The organism is Nocardioides sambongensis (assembly GCF_006494815.1).
Taxonomy (GTDB): domain Bacteria; phylum Actinomycetota; class Actinomycetes; order Propionibacteriales; family Nocardioidaceae; genus Nocardioides; species Nocardioides sambongensis.
In genome coordinates this window covers 447,989-468,312 of the sequence record NZ_CP041091.1, presented here as the reverse complement: position 1 = coordinate 468,312, position 20,324 = coordinate 447,989, and the positions used below count along the sequence as shown (strand labels likewise).

15 protein-coding genes and 2 pseudogenes are annotated in these 20,324 nt (G+C 74.1%); 4 read left to right on the top strand and 13 right to left on the bottom strand.

Annotation, left to right across the window (positions count from 1 at the left end; genetic code table 11):
* Positions 1–225: 225 nt before the first annotated feature.
* From FIV43_RS02155 to FIV43_RS02145, 3 genes are all read right to left on the bottom strand, one after another.
* Complete coding sequence (locus FIV43_RS02155; RefSeq protein ID WP_141012795.1) at positions 226–903, bottom strand: 4a-hydroxytetrahydrobiopterin dehydratase; 678 nt, start codon at positions 901–903, stop codon at positions 226–228.
* A 58-nt stretch (positions 904–961) separates the two neighbouring features.
* Positions 962–1,384: a VOC family protein gene (locus FIV43_RS02150; protein ID WP_141012794.1), complete on the bottom strand. Its 423-nt coding sequence runs from the start codon at positions 1,382–1,384 to the stop codon at positions 962–964.
* 72 nt (positions 1,385–1,456) lie between these two features.
* Positions 1,457–2,170, bottom strand: a complete 714-nt coding sequence (locus FIV43_RS02145) for a GNAT family N-acetyltransferase (protein ID WP_196780946.1) — start codon at positions 2,168–2,170, stop codon at positions 1,457–1,459.
* A 73-nt stretch (positions 2,171–2,243) separates the two neighbouring features.
* Between FIV43_RS02145 and ggt the strand changes: the two genes are divergently transcribed.
* Positions 2,244–4,166: a gamma-glutamyltransferase gene (ggt, locus tag FIV43_RS02140; RefSeq protein ID WP_196780945.1), complete on the top strand. Its 1,923-nt coding sequence runs from the start codon at positions 2,244–2,246 to the stop codon at positions 4,164–4,166.
* Here ggt and FIV43_RS02135 read toward each other — a convergent pair.
* The 4 genes and pseudogenes from FIV43_RS02135 to FIV43_RS02115 all read right to left on the bottom strand — a co-directional run bounded on the left by FIV43_RS02135 (position 4,157) and on the right by FIV43_RS02115 (position 9,974).
* Complete coding sequence (locus FIV43_RS02135) at positions 4,157–5,203, bottom strand: hypothetical protein (RefSeq protein WP_181407648.1); 1,047 nt, start codon at positions 5,201–5,203, stop codon at positions 4,157–4,159. The two genes, ggt and FIV43_RS02135, sit on opposite strands and share 10 nt — an antisense overlap.
* Positions 5,200–7,046 (bottom strand): annotated as a pseudogene (ilvD, locus tag FIV43_RS02125) (dihydroxy-acid dehydratase). Before ilvD (FIV43_RS02125) ends, FIV43_RS02135 begins: the two are co-directional and overlap by 4 nt.
* Before the next feature lie 89 nt (positions 7,047–7,135).
* Entirely contained in the window at positions 7,136–8,818 is a 1,683-nt protein-coding gene (gene ilvD / locus FIV43_RS02120) for a dihydroxy-acid dehydratase (protein WP_141012791.1), read from the bottom strand.
* A gap of 61 nt (positions 8,819–8,879) precedes the next feature.
* Positions 8,880–9,974 (bottom strand): WD40/YVTN/BNR-like repeat-containing protein, encoded by a 1,095-nt coding sequence (locus FIV43_RS02115; protein WP_141012790.1) that lies wholly within the window; start codon positions 9,972–9,974, stop codon positions 8,880–8,882.
* Between the two features lie 117 nt (positions 9,975–10,091).
* Here FIV43_RS02115 and FIV43_RS02110 point away from each other — a divergent pair, with 117 nt between their 5' ends.
* On the top strand, positions 10,092–10,982 hold the full coding sequence (locus FIV43_RS02110; RefSeq protein WP_231123628.1) for an EamA family transporter: 891 nt from the start codon (positions 10,092–10,094) through the stop codon (positions 10,980–10,982).
* A gap of 23 nt (positions 10,983–11,005) precedes the next feature.
* On the opposite strand, the gene FIV43_RS02105 is transcribed toward FIV43_RS02110, so the two are convergent.
* Genes FIV43_RS02105 through FIV43_RS02095 form a run of 3 tightly spaced genes read right to left on the bottom strand, consistent with a single transcriptional unit; the run spans position 11,006 to position 15,457 of the window.
* Entirely contained in the window at positions 11,006–11,620 is a 615-nt protein-coding gene (locus tag FIV43_RS02105) for an ABC transporter ATP-binding protein (RefSeq protein ID WP_141012789.1), read from the bottom strand.
* Positions 11,604–12,470, bottom strand: coding sequence for an ABC transporter ATP-binding protein (locus FIV43_RS02100; RefSeq protein WP_141012788.1), 867 nt, complete (start codon positions 12,468–12,470; stop codon positions 11,604–11,606). The genes FIV43_RS02105 and FIV43_RS02100 overlap by 17 nt, the downstream gene beginning before the upstream one ends.
* Entirely contained in the window at positions 12,467–15,457 is a 2,991-nt protein-coding gene (locus FIV43_RS02095) for an FtsX-like permease family protein (protein WP_141012787.1), read from the bottom strand. The genes FIV43_RS02100 and FIV43_RS02095 overlap by 4 nt, the downstream gene beginning before the upstream one ends.
* A gap of 131 nt (positions 15,458–15,588) precedes the next feature.
* On the opposite strand from FIV43_RS02095, the gene FIV43_RS02090 reads away from it, so the two are divergent.
* Positions 15,589–16,500, top strand: coding sequence for an alpha/beta fold hydrolase (locus FIV43_RS02090; protein ID WP_141012786.1), 912 nt, complete (start codon positions 15,589–15,591; stop codon positions 16,498–16,500).
* Positions 16,500–17,657: a PQQ-dependent sugar dehydrogenase gene (locus tag FIV43_RS02085; RefSeq protein WP_141012785.1), complete on the top strand. Its 1,158-nt coding sequence runs from the start codon at positions 16,500–16,502 to the stop codon at positions 17,655–17,657. Before FIV43_RS02090 ends, FIV43_RS02085 begins: the two co-directional genes overlap by 1 nt.
* A 47-nt stretch (positions 17,658–17,704) precedes the next feature.
* Here FIV43_RS02085 and FIV43_RS02080 read toward each other — a convergent pair whose 3' ends face one another.
* The 3 genes and pseudogenes from FIV43_RS02080 to FIV43_RS23415 form a co-directional block, all read right to left on the bottom strand.
* Entirely contained in the window at positions 17,705–18,520 is an 816-nt protein-coding gene (locus FIV43_RS02080; RefSeq protein ID WP_231123627.1) for an ECF transporter S component, read from the bottom strand.
* Positions 18,517–19,152 (bottom strand): ATP-binding cassette domain-containing protein, encoded by a 636-nt coding sequence (locus FIV43_RS23420; protein WP_331251041.1) that lies wholly within the window; start codon positions 19,150–19,152, stop codon positions 18,517–18,519. Before FIV43_RS23420 ends, FIV43_RS02080 begins: the two co-directional genes overlap by 4 nt.
* A 535-nt stretch (positions 19,153–19,687) precedes the next feature.
* Positions 19,688–20,044: pseudogene (locus tag FIV43_RS23415) on the bottom strand (ABC transporter ATP-binding protein); the annotation flags it as partial.
* Positions 20,045–20,324 lie beyond the last annotated feature (280 nt).

The window sequence follows — 20,324 nt, the reverse complement described above, 5'->3', positions numbered from 1 at the left end:
CTGATCTTGCGTGGGTGTGGTCGTCGTACTCAACAAAAAACCCCTCGGTTGCGAGGCAACGAGGGGTGGACGCGCGACTGGGGTCAGTCGGCGCGTCCGGTGCGTACGAGAAGGTGGCGCATAGCGTCACCGTACGCGGTCGTACGTTGCCCGTCAGCACAGTGTGCCAGCCGTCCCAAATGCTGGTACGCCAGTCCCACGATGTGGCCGCTCCCGCGGGGCGGGTCAGCGACCCGCCGAGGTGCAGATGCAGCTCCGGTTGCCGTCCGCGTCCGCCACCACCCAGTACGACGGCGCGGCGGCGTCGCTGATCAGCGTGCCGCCCGCGTCGAGGACCGCCTGCAGCCGCCGCTCCGCCTCGTCGTGCGGCACCCAGACGTCGAAGTGCCAGCGCTGCTCGACTTCGGGGGCGGGCAGGGCGGGCCCGTCGTCTCCGGCCTCGCCGGGCTGCTGCCACCACACCGTGGGCACCTGGCCGCTGGGATCCACCGGCTCGCCCTGCTGCACCTCGCTGCCGAGCAGGGCGGTGTAGAACGGCGCGAGCCGCTCCCCCGCGGTGGTGTCCAGGCCGAGCTCGAGCTGGGTCAGCCCGGAGACGTCGGCGCTCACCCCGAGGTCGGCGGCGTGCGCGCTGATCTCCCGGGCGAGATCGACGTCGCGACTGGTGATGCCGTGCACGTCGTGGCTGGAGAGCGTCACGATCACCTCGGGGTAGGTGAGCGTCACGTCCGGGTGGTGGTCGGCGGCCTCGGCCGACGCCCCGATCCGGTCCACCAGGGCGAGGCCGGTGGCGAAGTCGCCGGTGCGGAACCGCGCCCGGATCCGGCCGAGGATCTGGCGCCAGTCCGCCAGGTCCGCCGCGCGGACCTCCGACTCGGTGAGGGGCTGCTTCGGGTCACTCATCGTCAGGACCTCCTGGTGGGTCGTCGGGATCGTCTCCACTGTGACACTGGCACGCCGATCAGCCCTCCGGAAGGACGGAGAGGCCGATCGGGCCGGGGTTGTGCGCGACCTCCCAGCGGAAGCCGTCCGGGTCGGCGAAGTAGCCGGTGTAACCGCCCCACTCGCGTGCTCGCCCGTCGGCGACCTCCCGGGCGCCGGCGGTCCGGGCCTCGGCGAGGACGGCGTCGACCTGATCCGGGGTGGCCACGTTGTGGGCCAGGGTCAGCGGCGGCACGCCGTCGGTGGCGGCACGCGCGCCGACCTCGGCCTCGAAGTGCCCGCGGTCCCAGAGCGAGAGCACCAGCCTCTCCCCGGCACGGATCATCAGCACCTCCCCCGGCACGTCCACCTCGGGGCTCCACCCCAGCCCGTCGACGTAGAAGCGCCGGGTCCGCTCGAGGTCGGCGACGGCGAGGGTGACGAAGCTGATCCGCGGGTCCATGGAGCCACCGTGGCACACCGCTCCGACAGGGGCCGGACCTCCGGCCTCCATCCGGGTGCCGGGCCGGGGCGCTCAGGCGTCCGCGAGGAAGGAGCCGAGCGAGCGTCGCTGCCGCCCGTCGGCGTCGCGGTTCTCCGCAGCCAGCCAGGCCCGGTGCGCGGCACCCACCCGCGGCCACTCCGCGTCGGTCACCGAGAACCAGTCGGTGTCGCGGTTGCGGCCCTTGACCACGAGGTGCTGGCGGAACCGCCCCTCGTAGGTGAAGCCGAGCCGGACCGCGGCCCGCCGGGACGGTTCGTTGAGGCTGTCGCACTTCCACTCGAACCGGCGATACCCCAGGTCGTCGAGGGCGTACGCCATCAGCAGGTGGATCGCCTCGGTGGCGGCGGTGGTGCGGGCCAGCCCGGTGCCGAGCAGCACACCGGCGACCTCGACCTGGCCGTGCGCGGGCTCCACCCGGGCGAGCGAGGCGATGCCGGCGGCACGGCCCGCGCTCGGCCCCTCGGCCGGCACCAGGGCGAAGGTCGGATCGGCCTCGGCCACGGCGGCGAGAAGCATCCACAGCTCCGGCAGGGTGCGGGGCCGCTCGACCGGGCGGTAGGTCCACAGGTCCGGGCCGTCGGGGTCGCAGGTCGTGGCGAAGAGGTCGGCGTACCGGGCCGAGGTGAGCGGGACCACCGCGACGTGCTCGCCGCGCAGGGTGACCGGCTCGGGCGCCGGCCGCGGCTCCCAACCGGGCACCACCGGTCCCGTCGGTGCGCCCTGCGCCGAAGCCTCTCCCACCACGTCGCTCAACCTAGCCTCGACATCGGCCGTCGACGGGTGCAGGGTGGGGAGCGAGTCGTCTCGGGAGGTTCACATGCACACTCGACTCCGTCTGACCGGCCTCGCGGCCACGGGTCTTCTCCTCGCCGGGCTGGTCGCGCCGGCGGCGCCGCCGGCCCACGCCGGCGAGCGAGGACACCCCGGCGGCCACCACGGACATCCGGGCGGCGGCCACGGACATCCGGGCGGCGGTCACGGACATCCGGGCGGCGGTCACGGGGGCACGCCGGCGAAACAGCCCGTCGCGGTCGGGTACGGCGGCGCGGTCAGCACGGTGGACGCCGACGCCACGGCCGCCGGCCTGGAGGTGCTGCGCCGGGGCGGCAACGCCACGGACGCCGCGGTCGCGGCCGCCGCCGCGCTCGGCGTCACCGAGCCCTACTCCGCCGGGGTCGGCGGGGGTGGCTACTTCGTGCACTACTCCTCCCGGACCGGCCGGGTCGCGACGATCGACGGCCGCGAGACGGCGCCGGCCGGCTTCCAGCGGGACTCGTTCATCGATCAGGAGACCGGCGCGCCGTACCCGTTCTCCCCCGAGCGGGTGACCAGTGGGGTCGCTGTCGGGGTGCCCGGCACCGCCGCCACCTGGGACCGCGCGCTGCGGCGCTGGGGCAGCATCGGGCTGCGCTCCGCGCTGCGCCCCGGCACCCGGCTGGCGCAGCGCGGCTTCGTGGTCGACGAGACCTTCCGCAGCCAGACGCTGGACAACGCCGAGCGGTTCGCCGCGTTCACCTCGACCAGCGAGCAGTTCCTGCCCGACGGAGACGCACCGCAGGTCGGCACCCGGTTCCGCCAGCCCGACCTCGCCGCCACCTACCGCCTGCTCGCGCGCCGAGGCGTCGGCGCGCTCTACACGGGCCCGGTGGCCGAGGACATCGTCGACGCGGTCACCGACCCGCCCACCACCGCCGAGAACGAGCTCCCGGTGCCGCCGGGCACGATGACCACCGCGGACCTCGCCGGCTACCGGACGATCGACCGCGCGCCGACCCGGGTCGGCTACCGGGGCTACGAGGTCTACGGGATGGCACCCTCCTCCTCCGGCGGCACCACGGTCGGCGAGGCGCTGAACATCCTCGAGCAGTCCGACACCTCGACGATGGACGAGGTCGACGTGCTGCACCACTACCTGGAGGCCTCCGCGCTCGCCTTCGCCGACCGCGGGGCCTACGTGGGCGACCCGGCGTACGTCGACGTACCCACCGACGACCTGCTCAGCGACACCTTCGCCGCGGAGCGGGCCTGCCGGATCGACCCGGGTGCCGCGCTCACCAAGCCGGTGCCGGCCGGCGACGTGACCGACTACGACGGCGTCTGCGACGACGGTGCCGGCGACGCCCGCGCCTGGGAGGACAACGGGGTCTCCACCACCCACCTCACCACCGCCGACCGATGGGGCAACGTGGTCTCCTACACGCTGACCATCGAGCAGACCGGCGGCTCCGGCATCGTGGTCCCCGGCCGCGGCTTCCTGCTCAACAACGAGCTCACCGACTTCTCCGCCACCTGGTCGGCCGCCGACCCCAACGCGCCCGAGGCGGGCAAGCGGCCGCGGTCGTCGATGTCACCGACGATCGTGCTCGAGGACGGCGAGCCGTTCCTCGCCCTCGGCTCGCCGGGCGGTTCCACGATCATCACCACGGTGCTGCAGACACTGGTCAACCGGATCGACCTGGGCATGCCGATCAGCGAGGCGCTCGCCGCGCCGCGCGCCAGCCAGCGCAACACCGCCGCGGTGACCAGTGAGCCGGCGTTCATCGACGCCTGGGAGGACGCGCTGTCGGGCTACGGCCACACCCTGGTGCCGGCCGGCGACGCCTTCACCTCCGCCGCCGAGATCGGCGCCGCGACCGGGATCGAGTTCGGCCGGCACGGGCGGATGACGGCGGTCGCCGAGCCGACCCGGCGTGGCGGCGGCGCGGCCGGGGTGGTCTCCCGCCGCGGACATCACTGGTAGGAGACGAACCGGACCCTCGGGTCGATCGCGTGCACCGCGCGGGGGCCCATCAGCCGCACGTCCTCGTCGTAGAACAGCTTGAACCCCATCCGGAACGTGCGCGGGTGGGCGACCGCGTCGAAGGTGGCCCGCTTCTGACCCGGCGTGCCGAACCCGTCGACGTGCTGCACCAGGGCGAGCCCGTCGCGGTCCCGGATCTTCTCGATGTCCGGCAGCATGGTGGTCCGGAACTGGTGCACCACGAGGAGCTTCTCGGGCAGGTCGTGGCGGACCACGAGCGCGGAGAGCCAGTCCGAGACCCGGTTGACCTCGGCGGCACGCACCGCACCGACCACCTGGCCGGGCACCTCCCGGGGCCCCATCCGCCACTCCGGGTCGAGTGCCAGGTCCACGTGCGGCCGGCGCAGCGCCCACTCCCAGCGCCGGGCGACGTCGCCGAAGTCGGCCCGGCCGGTCTGCAGGTCCAGCACCACCCGGGCGCCCTGTCGCCGCGCGGCGGCGAGGTAGCGGGCGACGTCGGCTCGGGCGATGTCGTGGTTGTAGTCGCCGTCCCGGCCGGGGTGCGCGTCGGCCACCGTGACGATCAGCTCGTAGACCGGCTGGACCTCCTGCCCGCCCCGTTCGAAGGCCGCGGCAGCACGCGCCAGCCGCCGGTGCGCCCGCTCCGGGGTCCCCTCGCCCAGCACGCCGAGCGCGCCGCTCCCGGCGGTCCCGTAGTAGGCGACCAGCATCCGGCGTGGGGTGAACACCGGCTCCCGCTGCCAGCGTGGGGCCCGCTCGGCCTGCTCGGCCCGGCGGCCCTCGGTCCGCTCCCGCTGCGCACCGGTCGTCTCGGCGGGGTCGGTCGCGACCGCGCCGACCACGCTGGGGACCACGCTCACCGCCACCTGCGGTACGACGTCCGCGGCGGTCGTCGTACCGGGCTCGCGGGCGTCGGAGAGCCGCGCGCCGAACGCCACCAGCACCACCGCGAGGATGGTGAGGTAGGCCAGGAACGCGCCGGTGGGGCCGTCCACCCCTCGGGCGCGCGGGGTCACTCGGGCACGCGACGGTAGGCGCCGTCGGAGGCCGCGGTGGCCATCGAGGCGTACGCGCGCAGCGCCGCGGAGACCGGGCGCTGCCGGTCGACCGGGGTGAACGGCCGCTCGCGCTTCTCCTGGGCGACCCGGCGCTCGTCGAGCACCATGTCATCGACCTCGAGCTCGATCCGCCGGTTGGGGATGTCGATCCAGATCGGGTCGCCGTCCTCGATCAGCGCGATCAGGCCACCGCCGGCGGCTTCGGGCGAGATGTGCCCGATGGAGAGTCCGCTGGTGCCGCCGGAGAACCGGCCGTCGGTGATCAGCGCGCACTTCTGCCCCAGCCCACGGCCCTTGAGGAACGAGGTCGGGTAGAGCATCTCCTGCATGCCGGGGCCTCCCTTGGGGCCCTCGTAGCGGATCACCACGACGTGTCTCTCGCCGACACTCTTGTCCAGGATGCCCTGGACCGCGTCGTCCTGGGACTCGAAGACGATCGCCTCGCCCCGGAAGGTCAGGCACTCGTCCGGGACGCCCGCGGTCTTCACCACGCAGCCGTCGGGAGCGATGTTGCCGCTCAGGATGGCCAGTCCGCCGTCGGCGGAGTAGGCGTGCTCGAGGTCGCGGATGCAGCCCTCGGCGGCGTCGGTGTCCAGGCTGGCCCAGAGGTTGTCGGTGGAGAACGCCTCCGTCGTACGCACGCCCCCGGGGGCGGCGTGGAAGAGCTGCTGCGCCGCCGCGCTCGGGGCCGCGGCGCGGATGTCCCACTCCCCAGCCAGGTGTCGAGGTCGGGGGCATGGACGGCACGGACGTCGGTCTTGAGCACGCCGCCGCGGTGCAGCTCGCCCAGCAGGGCGGGGATGCCGCCGGCGCGGTGCACGTCCTCCATGTGGTACTTCGGGCTGTTCGGCGCGACCTTGGACAGGCAGGGCACGCGACGCGAGATGGCATCGATGTCGTGCACGCTGAACTCGAGCTCGGCCTCGCGGGCGGCGGCCAGCAGGTGCAGCACGGTGTTGGTCGAGCCACCCATGGCGACGTCGAGGGCGACCGCGTTCTCGAAGGCGGAGCGATTGGCGATCTCCCGAGGCAGGACCGAGCTGTCGTCGTTCTCGTAGTACTCCTTCGCGATCTGGACGATCAGCCGACCGGCCTCGAGGAAGAGGTCCTTGCGGGCGGCGTGGGTGGCCAGCGTGGAGCCGTTGCCGGGCAGGGAGAGCCCGATCGCCTCGGTGAGGCAGTTCATCGAGTTGGCGGTGAACATGCCCGAGCAGGAGCCGCAGGTGGGGCAGGCAGAGCGCTCGATGGTGTCGAGCTGCTCGTCGGTGACGGCCTCGTTGGCGGAGGCGACCATCGCGTCGACCAGGTCGAGCTTCTCGTGCACGATGCCCTCGATGGCGACGGTCTTGCCGGCCTCCATCGGGCCGCCGGAGACGAAGACGGTGGGGATGTTGAGCCGCAGCGCGGCGATCAGCATCCCGGGGGTGATCTTGTCGCAGTTGGAGATGCAGACCAGGGCGTCGGCGCAGTGCGCGTTGACCATGTACTCCACCGCGTCGGCGATCAGCTCGCGGCTGGGCAGCGAGTAGAGCATCCCGCCGTGGCCCATCGCGATGCCGTCGTCGACGGCGATCGTGTTGAACTCCTTGGCGACGCCGCCGGCGTCCTTGACGGAGTCGGCGACGAGCTTGCCCATGTTGCGCAGGTGCACATGGCCGGGCACGAACTCGGTGAAGGAGTTGGCGACCGCCACGATCGGCTTGCCGAAGTCGGAGTCGGTCATGCCGGTCGCGCGCCACAGGGCCCGAGCGCCCGCCATGTTGCGCCCCTGGGTGGACGTCGCAGAACGAAGGATGGGCATGACGCAAGGCTACGCCCGCGCGGGGCCTCCGCCCGCCGTCGGCCCCGCGCTGGACACCTCGACCGGAACGGTCCCGCAGCGGCCCCGGATCAGCCGGTGACGGCGCCGTGCGCGGCCGACCCGACGGTGGCCGCGTACTTGCCGAGGACGCCCCGGGTGTACTTCGGCGGCCGCGGCGACCAGCCGGTCCGGCGCTCCTCCAGGTCGTCCATCTCCACGTCGAGCGTCCGGTTCTGCACGTCCAGCACGATCGGGTCGCCGTCCCGGACGAAAGCGATCGGCCCGCCGTCGACCGCCTCCGGGGCGATGTGCCCCACGCACAGGCCGGTGGTGCCGCCGGAGAACCGCCCGTCGGTGACGAGCAGCACGTCCTTGCCCAGGCCGGCGCCCTTGATCGCCCCGGTGATGGCCAGCATCTCCCGCATCCCGGGCCCACCCTTGGGGCCCTCGTACCGGATGACCACCACGTCGCCGGCACCGATCCCGCCGGCCTCGAGCGCGTCCATCGCGGCCCGCTCGCCGTCGAAGACCCGGGCGGTGCCACGGAAGACCGACTCGTCGAAGCCGGCCGACTTCACCACCGCGCCCTCCGGCGCGAGAGAGCCCTTGAGGATGGTGAGGCCGCCGGTGGCGTGGATCGGCCGGTCGAGCTTGTGGATCACGTCGTCGTCGAGGTCGGGTGGAGCGATCTCGGCGAGGTTCTCGGCCATGGTCCGTCCGGTGACGGTGAGGCAGTCGCCGTGCAACAGGCCCGCGTCGAGGAGGGCCTTCATCACCACCGGGATGCCGCCGATCTTGTCGACGTCGTTCATCACGTACTTGCCGAACGGCTTGAGGTCGGCCAGGTGCGGCACCCGGTCACCGATCCGGTTGAAGTCGTCCAGGGTGAGGTCGACCTCGGCCTCGCGGGCGATCGCCAGCAGGTGCAGCACGGCGTTGGTGGAGCCGCCGAGCGCCATCACCACGGTGATCGCGTTCTCGAACGCCTCCTTGGTCATGATCTGGCGCGCGGTGATGCCCCGGCGGAGCATCTCGACCACGGCCTCGCCGGACTTGTGCGCGAACCCGTCACGGCGCCGGTCGACGGCGGGCGGGGCCGCCGAGCCGGGCAGCGACATGCCCAGCGCCTCCCCCACGGCGGCCATCGTGTTCGCGGTGTACATGCCGCCGCAGGCGCCCTCGCCGGGGCAGATGGCCCGCTCGATGCGGTCGACCTCGTCGCGGCTGATCCGACCCGCGAGGCAGGCACCGACCGCCTCGAAGGCGTCGATGATCGTGACGTCGCGGCCGTCCACGTTGCCCGGCATGATCGAGCCGGCGTAGAGGAAGACGCTGGCCAGGTCGAGGCGGGCGGCCGCCATCATCATCCCGGGCAGCGACTTGTCGCAGCCGGCCAGCAGCACCGAGCCGTCCAGCCGCTCGGCGTTCATCACGACCTCCACCGAGTCCGCGATCACCTCGCGGGAGACCAGCGAGAAGTGCATCCCCTCGTGACCCATCGAGATCCCGTCGGAGACCGAGATCGTGCCGAACTCCAACGGATAGCCGCCGGCGGCGTGCACCCCGTTCTTGACGGCCTTGGCCAGCCGGTCGAGGGAGAGGTTGCACGGGGTGATCTCGTTCCAGCTGGAGGCGACCCCGATCTGCGGCTTGGCGAAGTCGTCGTCCCCCATCCCGACCGCGCGCAGCATCCCGCGGGCGGCGGCCCGTTCCAGTCCGTCGGTGACGTCGCGCGAGCGGGGCTTGATGTCGATCTCGGGGCTGTCGCTCATGCCGGCCAGCGTAGCCGCGGCGCCTCTCCTCGGCAGGGGTGCCGGACCGGTCCCGGCGCGGTCAGTAGCTGCCCACCTTCAGCGCCATCACGTCCGGGAGGTTCGCCACGACCTGGCGCCAGCTGCGTCCGTCGTCGGCCGAGGCCCAGACCGTGCCGTTGCGGGCGCCGAGGTACACCCCTGCCGGATCGTCCGCGTCGATGCACATCCCGTCGCGCATCACGCCGACGAAGAACGACTCGGGCAGCCCGGCGTCGTACGACGTCCAGGAGGCGCCGGCGTCGTCGGAGGACCACACCCGGGCCCGGCCCTCGGGTGGGTACCGGCCCTCCCCACCACCGGCCAGCGGGAAGACGTAGAGGGTGTCGGGCCGGTGCGGGTGGACAACCACGGGGAACCCGAAGTCGCTGGGCAGGGTGTCGCCGATCGAGGTCCACGCACCACCCTCGTCGTCGGAGCGGTAGACGCCGCCGTGGTTCTGGGCGAAGAGGCGCGCCGGTCGCGCCGGGTGCCGGGCGACCTTGTGCACGCACTGCCCGAACTCGGGGTACTGCTGGTCCTCGGGCAGGAAGTCGGCGCGGATGCCAGCGTTGCGCGGCGACCAGGACGCCCCGCCGTCGGTGGTCCGGTAGACGCCGCCGGTGGAGATCGCGACCGTCATCGACTCCGGGGCGTCGGGGTGCGGGAGGATGGTGTGGAACGCCTGGCCACCGAAGCCCGCGCCCCACTCGGCGCGGTGCGGGTGGTTCCACAGGCCCTCGACCAGGGCGAAGCTGGCACCGCCGTCGGCGGAGCGCCAGACCGCGCCCGGCTCGGTGCCGGCCCAGACCACGCCGTCCTCGACACCGGGCACCAGCTGCCAGACCCGCTCGACGGTGGCGCCGGCACCGTCCGGGAAGCGGATGCCGCCGCCCGGGGTCTCCTGCCAGGTCGCGCCCAGGTCGTCGGACCAGCGCACCTGCGGGCCGAGCCAGCTCGACGAGGCCCCGGCGAGCAGCCGGGGCGGTCCTCCTGAGGCGGTCGGTCGGGTGTCGACCAGGCAGGAGTAGACCTCCTCCATGTCGTGGTGGGGCCCGGTGAAGTCCCAGGTCTCCCGGTCCTCGGACCGTCCGATCCACAACCCCTTGCGGGTGCCGACCATGAGGATGGTGGTCATCGCTCTGCCTCTTTTCCTCCGGGCGCTGCGGTGGGCCCAGACTCGCACAGGTAGTCCCTGACCGGTATCGACCGACGCGGCGACCCGAACTCATCGCCCGCCTTCTAGATTGATCCGGTGCACGTCCCCACCGAGCAGCGCCACGGCGTCCCCTCGCTCGGCGTGGCTGTGGCGCTGGTGATGGTCGGGATCGCGTCGGTGCAGCTCGGCGCGGGATTCGCGAAGACGCTCTTCGACGAGGTCTCACCGACCGGCATCGTGTGGCTGCGGCTGGCGACCAGCACCGTCGTGCTACTGCTGATCGCTCGGCCACGCTGGCGGGGCCGCAGCCGCGCCGACTGGCTCACCGCGATCGGCTTCGGCGCCACCCTCGGCCTGATGAACTGGGCCATCTACCAGTCCTTCTCCCGGATCCCGATCGGCGTCGCGGTGACCATCGAGTTCATCGGACCGCTGCTGCTCGCCGCCGTCGGCTTCCGCCGGGCCCGGGACCTCGCCTGGGTGGGCCTGGCCGCGCTCGGCGTGGTCCTGCTGGGCGCGGAGCGCAGCACCCTCGACCCCGTCGGCGTCGCCTTCGCGCTGCTCGCCGGCGCCGCCTGGGCCGGCTACATCCTGCTCAGCGCGCACACCGGACGCCGGTGGGAGGGGCTCGACGGCCTCGCGGTCGCCAGCCTGGTGGCGGTCTGCCTGCTCTCGCCCGGGTTGGCGCTGACCGACACCGGGGAGCTCATCGACCCCCGGATCCTGCTGGTCGGCGCCGCCGTCGGCCTGCTCAGCTCGGTGGTGCCCTACAGCGCCGAGCTGGTCGCTCTGCGCCGGCTGCCGCCGGCCACCTTCGGCGTGCTGATGAGCCTGGAGCCGGCCGCGGCGGCCCTCGCCGGGCTGATCGTCGTCGGCGAGGAGCTGCACGGTCTGCAGTGGGCCGCGATCGGCTGCGTGGTGGTGGCGAGCATCGGCGCGACCCGTGCCACCCGGCAGCCGGTGCAGGCGGAGATCCCGCCGACCTGAGACTGGACCAACCGACGGGCGGGTCAGCGCACCCGGCTGACCACGCCCTCGTCGAGCGCCAGGTGCTCGTCGCACTCGTCGGCGGCGTCGAGGTCGTTGGTCGCGCACAGCACGTGCGCGCCGCGGCGGGCCTCGGCGCGCAGCGCGGCCAGCACCTTCTCCCGGTTCGCGCCGTCGAGGTCGCTGGTGCAGTCGTCGGCCAACAGTACGTCGGCAGAGCGGGCGAGCGCTCGCGCCACGGCCACCCGTTGCTGCTGGCCGCCGGAGAGCTCCTCGACCAGGTGGTTGCCGCTCTCACCGAGCCCCACGGTGTGCAGGGCCGCGTCGGCGAGCCCGACCGGGTCGGCGCCTCCGGTCGCCGCCAGCGGCAGCGCGATGTTCTCCAGCGCGGTGAGCACCCGGGCAAGGTGGTTGCCCTGCGGCACCAGCGCGACGTCGCTCGGTCGCAGCGGCCGGCCGTCCAGGGTGACCTCGCCGCGGGCCGGGATCCGCCCCGCGATGGCGAGCAGCAACGAGGTCTTGCCCGACCCCGAGGGCCCGGTGACGGCGACCAGCCGCCCCGACGGCACCTCCAGCGACAGCGGCGCGAGCGCGGCCCGGCCGCCGTGGCTGACGGCGAGATCAGTCAGTCGCAGCATCGTCGTCCTCCGCTCTGACGAGTCGCACCCCGTCGGGTTCGGGCAGCACCCGCAGCAGGGTGCCCGGCGGCAGGTCGGCCAGCAGGTCCGGCGGCAGCGGCAGGGAGCCGTCGGCGCTGACCACGGCGAACTCCTCACCGGAGCGGCCCTCCGCACCGATCCGGCCGTCGCGGATGGTCACCGTGCGAGGCATCCGGGCGGCGACCACCGGGTCGTGGGTCACCAGCAGCACGGTGGTGCCGAGCTCGGCGTTGATCCGGAAGATCGCCTCCGTCACGATGTCGCGCGAGGCGTGGTCGAGCTTGCTGGTCGGCTCGTCGGCGAGCAGCAGCCGGGGCCGGTGGGCGACGGCCCCGGCGAGGGCGAGCAGCTGCAGGTCACCGGGGCCGAAGGTGGTCACCTCCCGGTCGTCGTACCCGGCCAGACCCACCAGGGCGAGCGCCTCGGAGACCTGCGTCGCGCTCAGCCCGGGACGGGCGAATCGCACGTTGTCGGCGCAGGTCAGGTACGGCACGACGTTGGTGTCGGCACCCTGCAGCACCATGCCCAGCGTGACCCGGCGGAACTCGTCGAGCTCGGCGGGCGAGAGGCGGGCCAGGTCCTCGCCACCGACGGTGAGCCGGCCGGCGGCCGGGCGGAGCAGACCGGCACACAGCTGCAGCAGGGTCGACTTCCCGGAGCCCGACGGGCCCAGCAGCGCCACCACCTCTCCCGCCGGCACCGTCAGCGTCACGCCGGACAGTGCCGCCACGTCGTGGCCCTCGGTGCGGTAGATGTGGACGACGGCGTGCGCCGCGACGGCGACCCCGGGGTGCTCGCCACCGCCGTGCTCGACGGTCGGACCGCTCATCGCTCCCCCCTCCGCCCGGCGGCGATGGATCGTCCCGCGGCCGCGGCCACGCCCAGCAGCACCAGCAGCGCGACCGCGACGGCGGCGACGAGCGCGGCCCGGTGCAGGTCCAGCTGCAGGTGGACCGCCGGCTCGGCCGTGGCGAAGATCGGCACCCGGCGCACGGCGAACGACGTCCCGACCGCGCCGGCCACGGCGCCGACGGCCACCCCGGCGAGGACCGGGAGCAGCAGCGCGACCCTGCTGGCGCGCAGCCACACCCGGCGCGGCACGCCGGCCAGGTCGAGCGCCTCCGCGTCGTCGCGGCGACGGCGCCAGCCACCGGCCAGGGTGAGCCCGAGGGCAGCGGCCGCCAGCAGCGCCACGAGCACCGCGGCGACCGGGTTCAGCCGATTGGCCAGCGCCTCGGAGGAGTCCGCGTAGACCGACCGCGCCTCGGCGGCGTCACCCAGCTCGGTCAGCCGCACACCGCGCCGTTCCAGCTCCGCGACGAACGCGTCGTCGTCGGCACCTGCGGCGAACCAGAGCGAGACCTCGGAGGTCGAGTCGGTGCGGGCGTCGCCGTACCGGGTCGCGGTCGCGAGGTCGCTCAACAGCGCGTCCTCCAGGAGTCGCGGCGTCGCGTCGTGCAGGCTCCCGCGCACCTCGACCGGAAGCAGCGCCGTGCCGGGGGTGTGCACCTCGCGGCCGTCCTCCACCGTTGCCTGCATCCGCTCCGAGACGAGGACCGGCAGGCTGGAGGCCAGGTAGGTCGACTGCACCGCGACCGGCAAACCACCGGTCGCCAGGTCGAGGTCGAGCACTCCGACCGGCTGACCGGCGGTGATCCCGAGCCGGTAGCCGTCGAAGTCGACGCCCGTCGCCCGCCACCCGTCGGGGTCGAGGCCGACCGGGGTCCACTCGCCGCCCGCGCCCGCGTCGACCGCGAGCGAGCCGCGGAACGTCGTGTCCCCCTCGGGGTCGAGCCGGATCGACACCAGGCGACACTCCTCGGCGCAGTCGATCGCCGTCTCCAGCGCCTGGGTGCCCGGTACGCCGGGTCGCGCCTGCCCGACCACCAGCGACTCGGCCTCCCCGGTCGCGTCGAGCACGGTGACGCCGACCTGCATCGACGCGTCCGCCTCGACCGGTCCGGTCATCCGCACCCGTAGCCGGTCGCCGGTGAGCGTGGTCGGGCGGCCCGCGGGGGCGGTGATCGCCGCCCACTGGGCGGCGTCGGCGGCCTCGGTGGCGCCGTAGGCGATGCGGCGGAAGGCGTCCGGCTCGACGTAGAGGATGCGGTAGCTGTCGGCGGGGCGGCCGACGGTGGCCACCGCGGTGGCCCGCCGGCGCTCCGGGTCGATCTCGTCGAGCACCCGCTGCACCTGGCCGGCGTCGGCGGTGGTGCGGTAGACGGTGGCCGCGCCGGTCTCGACGTCGGCACGGTGGTTGCGGTTGTCGTTGCCGATCAGGGCGGCCTGCGTGGTCAGCACCAGGAGCGCGGTGGCCACGGCCGAGACGACGACGATCCCCCGCAGCCCGTCCCCGCGGGCGATCTCGAGCAGACCGAGGCCGAGCGCGGGCCGGCGGACCAGCCGGTGCGGGCCGAGCCGACCGATCAGCAGCACCAGCACCCGGCACACCAGCACGCCCCCACCGACCGCCAGCAGGGCCGGCGCGAGCAGCACGATGGGGGTGGACTCGGTGGAGGTCAGCGCGACCAGGATCGAGCAGCCGACGACGACCAGGAGCAGTACGTCGAGCACCAGCAGGCCGACGCGGCCGGTCGACGCGCGTGCGTCGGTGGCCCGCAGCAGGCTCGGGATCGGGGCTCGGGCCGCCCGGTCGGTGAGGAGGGCGACGAGCAGGACGCCCACGACCGGGACGGCGGCCGCGGCCGCCACTGCCCCCCAGGGCGGCCAGAGCACCCGCGCCTGGTCCAGCCAGGTGGCGCGCACGGAGAGCGCGAACACGGCGGCCCCGAGGAAGCCCGCCAGCGTGCCGGGCACCGCGACGACGAGCCACTCCAGACCGGCGGCGCGGCCGAGCCGGGCCGGTGAGCTGCCACGCAGCCGCCGCAGCCCGAGCTCGCGGCGCAGCGCGCGCACGCCGAGCAGCGCGGCGAGCACCAGGCTGACCAGCCCGACCGCGATGAGCTGACCGACCGTGAGGGCGATCCCGCGGCCCGCGACGTCGAAACCGTGCTCGAGCTCGTCGATGGTGTCGGGGATCGCGCTGGTCAGCGACTCCTCGCCCGAGCTGACCACGGCGGCGTCGAGGTCGTCGTACAGCTGCTGGAGGTGTGGCAGGTCGTCGGAGTCGATGCGGGTGGCGTCGACGCGAAGGTCGAGGTGGCTCTGCGCGCCGATGTCGGGGAGGTCGCGCCAGGTGGCCGGGTCGGTGACGAACTTGTCCGCGACCGGGATCTCCAGGTCGCGCCAGCCGGAGCGGCCGTCGGGGACCAGGCCGTACCAGTAGGGATCCTCGCCGTCGACCACCTGGTAGATGCCGACGACCTCCAGCGACCCCCCGGCCCCGGAGCCGGTGGAGGGGGCGAACGGCACCGCGGCGCCGACGTCGAGGCCCCACTGCGCCTGATCGGCGCTGGACACGGCGATCTCGCCGGCTCCGGCCGGGCAGCCGCCGTCGACGAAGCGCAGGTGGTCACAGACCCCGGCACGGCTCAGCAGCAGTCCCTCGCCGGGCTTGGCGATGTCGGGCGGAGCCCAGACCACCGCCGCCTCGCGGCTGGGCACCGGATCGATGATCATCGGGTCGTCGGGCACCAGGTCGTCGGGCACGGACGTGGCACTCGAGTCGATGCGCAGGGTCGACGCCGGAGCACCGACGTCGAAGGCTCGCACCGTCGTCTGGTCGCGGGTCATCCGGGCGTACCAGGGCGCCGACGCGGCGATCGCGGCCAGCACCGCGATCACCAGCAGGGTGACCACCGTCTGGCCGCGCCGGTAGCGCAGGCCACGCACGACCGCTCCCCACCGCGTGCTCACGACGGGTGCCTCATGGACGAGCACGCTAGCGATCCGCGTCCGGCAGATCGCTGTCCGGGTGCCCCCGGTGTGTCGCGCGAGGTCGCGAGATGCCGGCACGACGCGGCGACGGCTCGGGCACAATCGGCGCCATGTCGACCTCAGCCCGCGAGAGCGAGTCCACCGCGGTCTCCTTCCACGACATCCTCTCCGACGACGGCACCACGGTGCGGGCCTGGACCAACGACCCGGACGGCCTGATCGACGGGCCGACCGTGGTGCTGTGCAACGGCCTCGGCACCAACCACCACCTGTGGCCACGGCTGCTCGAGCCCGGGTGCGGCGTCCGGGTGATCTCCTGGAACCACCGCGGCGTGGGCGGCTCGGACCGTCCGCGGGACCGACGCCACGTGCAGATCGAGCACTTCGTCGAGGACGCTCTCTCGGTGATGGACCACTTCGGCATCGACCGGGCGGTGCTGATGGGCTGGTCGATGGGCGTCAACACGATGTTCGAGCTCACCTACCGCAACCCCGAGCGGGTGGCCGGTCTCTTCGCGATGTGCGGGGTGCCCGGCGACACCTTCGCCACGATGCTCGCTCCGTTGCGCCTCCCCCGCCCGGTGGCCCGCAGCCTGACCGTCAACGTGTGCCGCGCCGGCAAGTACGTCGGCCGGGCGCTGACCCCGGTGACCCGCCGGGTGCCCGTCGGCCCGCGGCTGATCGGTGCGCTGGGACGCACCGGGTTCATGTTCGGCCCGCTCGAGCGCGAGGCCGCGATCCGCGGGATCGGGGAGTTCCTGACCACCCCGGTGGACTGGTACGCCCACCTCGCGCTGAGCACGTCGCGGCACGCCCGGGTCTCGCTCAGCTCGCTGACCGTGCCCGCCCGCTTCGTCGCGGCCCGGTACGACGTGCTGGCCGGCGCCCGGGACATGGCGACGGCCGCGGCCCGGATGGCCGACGCCGACTTCGTCGAGCTGCGCGGCAGCCACTTCCTCCAGCTCGAGCGCCCCGACGAGGTGCACGACCTGCTCCTGGACTTCCTGGCGAAGGTGGGCTGATGCGGCGACCCGCCCGACGGTCGCTGGCACTGCTGCTCGGCACCGCGGTGCTGGCCGCCGGGTGCGGCCAGGGCGGCAACGAGAGCACGGTCACCGTCTCCGAGGACCTGACCGCCGTCCCGTCAGCCGAGGACGGGTCGGAGGGGATGTTCACCTTCGACGGCATCCCCGACGTGGTCGGCACGGTCGTCTCCGGGCTGGACACCCCGTGGGGCCTGGACTTCCTGCCCGACGGGCGAGCGGTGGTGACCGAGCGCGAGACCGCGCGGGTGCTGCTGGTGGCGCCGGCCGAGCCGGGCTCCGAGGCCGAGGCCACGGTCACCGAGCTCGGCACCGTCCCCGGGGTGGCACCCCGCGGGGAGGGCGGGTTGCTCGGCGTCGCGGTCTCGCCGACCTTCGGCACCGACGCCCGGCTCTACCTCTACCTGACCTCCCGCACGGACAACCGCGTGGTGCGGGTGACGGTGGCCGAGGACCGGATGACCGCGCCGAAGCCGGTGCTGACCGGCATCCCTGCCGGCGCGCTGCACGACGGCGGACGCCTGGAGTTCGGCCCGGACGGCCACCTCTACGTGTCCACCGGCGAGACCGGCGCCGGCGACCTCGCCCAGGACAAGGGCTCCCTGGCCGGCAAGATCCTGCGGATCACCACCGAGGGCGATCCGGCGCCCGGGAACCCGTTCGGCACCCCGGTGTGGTCCAGGGGGCACCGCAACGTGCAGGGCCTCGCCTTCGACGGAGCCGGTCAGCTGTGGGCCTCCGAGCTCGGCGACGACGTGGCCGACGAGCTCAACCGGATCGTCCCGGGCGGCAACTACGGCTGGCCGATGGCGGAGGGGCGCGCCGGACCGCCGACGCTGGAGCAGCCCGCCCTGGCCTGGTCGCCGGCGGCCGCGTCGCCGTCCGGTCTGGCCTTCGTCGGCGGCTATCTGTGGATGGCGGCGCTCCGCGGAGAGCGGCTCTGGCGGGTGAGGGTCGCCGACGGCGTGGCCAGCGACCCGACGCCGTACTTCGCCGGTCGGCGCGGTGGCGAGTACGGACGGCTGCGGACGGTCGCGCTGGCCCCGGACGGCCGCCTCTGGCTGGCCACGAGCAACACCGACGGCCGCGGCGAGCCGGGCCCGGAGGACGACCGGATCCTGCTGGTCGAGCCCTGATCCGCCGGCGCCGACCGCGTGCCGGTCGCGCGCCGGTCACCGCTGGGTCACGCCTGGGTGCGCACCACCCGGGCCTTGCGGGCCGCGCGACGCAGCGTGGTGAGCACCGCCGGGCCGAGCACGGCGATCGCCAGCGCGTTGGTCAGCGCCCGCCCGGTGTCCCACCCGGCGGTCGAGGTGAGCAGGGTGTAGATCAGGAAGTGGTGCAGGTTCTCCGCCACCGGGGCGCCGGGGACGTAGGCGAGCTCGGAGGTGTCCTGGCCGGGCACCGCGATCCCGGCGATGAACGGCCAGCCCCACATGTTCATCAGCAGGCCGTAGCCGTAGGCGGCGAGGATCCCGTAGACGACGAGCATCACGATCTCACGCCGTCCGCGCACCGAGCGCGGCAACAGTCCCGCCCCCATCCCCACCCAGGCCGCCACCAGCATCTGGAACGGCAGCCACGGGCCGACCCCCGCGGTCAGCAGCGCCGAGGCGAACAGGGAGGTGCAGCCCAGCACGAAGCCGAACCCCGCTCCGAACACCCGACCGCCGAGGATCAGCAGGAAGAAGACCAGCTCCAGCCCGGCGGTGCCCGCGCTGACCAGCCGGAGCACCGCGTTGATGGCGGAGAGCACGCCCAGCACCGCCAGCACCCGGGCATCCATCCCGCCCTCGCCGAGCTCGGCGAGCACGACGGCCAGGATCACCGGGAGCAGCAGCAGGAACAGGAACGGCGGGTCGACCCGCTGGTCGCCGACCGGATCCACCTCGAGCAGCAGCGGCCAGAAGATCATCACCAGGCCGGTGACCGACGCCAGCCCCAGCACGGCCGCCGACCGCAGGCCCACTGGTACGGCGACCCGCCGCTCGCCGTTCACGGCGCACCCGGCGGCAGCGCCGCCGCCACCTGGGCCACGGTCAGCCAGCCGGAGCCGAGCACCTTGGTGACCTGCGGGGCGAAGGCCGGGGACTCGGTCACCCCGCGTGCCACCGGTGCGTCCGAGACGACCTCGCCGTCGGCGACCACCACCAACCGGTCGGCGACCTGGGCGACGAACTCGACGTCGTGGGTGGCCACCAGCACGGCCCGCTCCGCACCCGGCTCGGCGGCCAGGTCGCGCAGCACCTCGGCCAGGGCGTGCTTGGCCGGATAGTCCAGGCCGCGGGTCGGCTCGTCCAGCAGCAGCACCGGCGGGCGGGCGGTGAGCACGATCGCCACCGCCAGCGCCAGCCGCTGGCCCTCGCTGAGGTCACGCGGGTGCTGCTCGTCGTCGATGGCCGGCGCCAACCGCTCCAGCAGGGCACGACAGGTGCCCGCCGCGGCCTCCGCGGAGAGGTCGGCGGCCGCACACTCCTCGGCGACGGTCTCCAGGTAGAGCAGGTCCGCCGGGCTCTGCGGCACCAGGCCGACCTGCCGCCGGCGGGCTTCGGGACGTTGCCCCGCCGGGTCCCGGCCGGCGACCCGGACCGAGCCGACCGCCGCCGGGTGACGGCCCTGGATGGTCCACATCAGGGTCGACTTGCCGGCGCCGTTGCGGCCCATCAGCGCGGTGACCGTGCCCGGGACAGGGTGAGGTCGACGTCGCGCAGTGCGGCGGTCCGGCCGTGGGTGACCGCGAGGCGTCGTACCTCGACGACGGGGTGGTCGCGGGCGGTGCGGCGGGCGCGGGCGCCGCCCCCAGGCGCTCCTTGAGCGTCCCGGCGCGCCGGCGGGCGTCGCGGACCGAGAGCGGCAGCGGCTGCCAGCCGGCGAGCCGGCCGAGCTCCACCAGGGGTGGTGCGATCGGCGCGTCGCGGAGCACCTCGGCCGGGTCCCCGACCCGGAGCCGTCCCGCTCCGTCGGCGGCGGTGAGCAACGCCATCCGGTCCGCGAACGGGACCACCCGCTCCAGCCGGTGCTCGGCGACCAGGACCGAGAGGCCGACGTCGTGCACCAGCCGGGTGATGGTGGCCAGCACGTCCTCGGCGGCCGTCGGGTCCAGTGCGGAGGTCGGCTCGTCGAGGACCAGCAGGCGGGGGTGGGCGGTCAGCACCGAGCCGATCGCCACCCGCTGCTGCTGGCCGCCGGAGAGGGTGCGCAGGTCGCGGTGGCGCAGGTCGGCGATGCCGAGCAGGTCGAGCGTCTCCTCCACCCGGCGGCGCATGGTGGCCGGCGGCAGGCCGAGCTGCTCCATCCCGAACGCGAGCTCCTCCTCGACGGTGTCGGTGACGAACCACGACGGCGGGTTCTGCCCCACGTAGCCGACCACGTCGGCGCGCTCGCGCGCCGGCAGGTCGATCACGCTGCGCCCGTCGAACAGCACGTCGCCGCGCAGGGTGCCGCCGCTGAAGGTCGGCACCAGGCCGGCGACCACGCCGAGCAGGGTGGACTTGCCGACGCCGGTGGGTCCGGCCAGCACCATCAGCTCCCCCGGCTCGATGGTGAGGTCGACGTCGGCCAGCACCGGCGTGCCGGCGTCGGCGTAGCAGAAGGTGATGTCGCGCAGCTCGATCATCGGGCCCCCACCTTCGGCCGCTCCGCGTCGCGGTCCTGGGTCGGGGCGGGACCGGGTCTACCGCGCGCAGCGGCGGCGGCGCGCACCAGACCGGCGCGACCGCGACCAGGGCGGTGACCAGAGCGCCGAGACTGACCGTCGGGGGTGCCAGGACGCCGGGATCGGCCACCAGCGGCTGCCAGCGCTG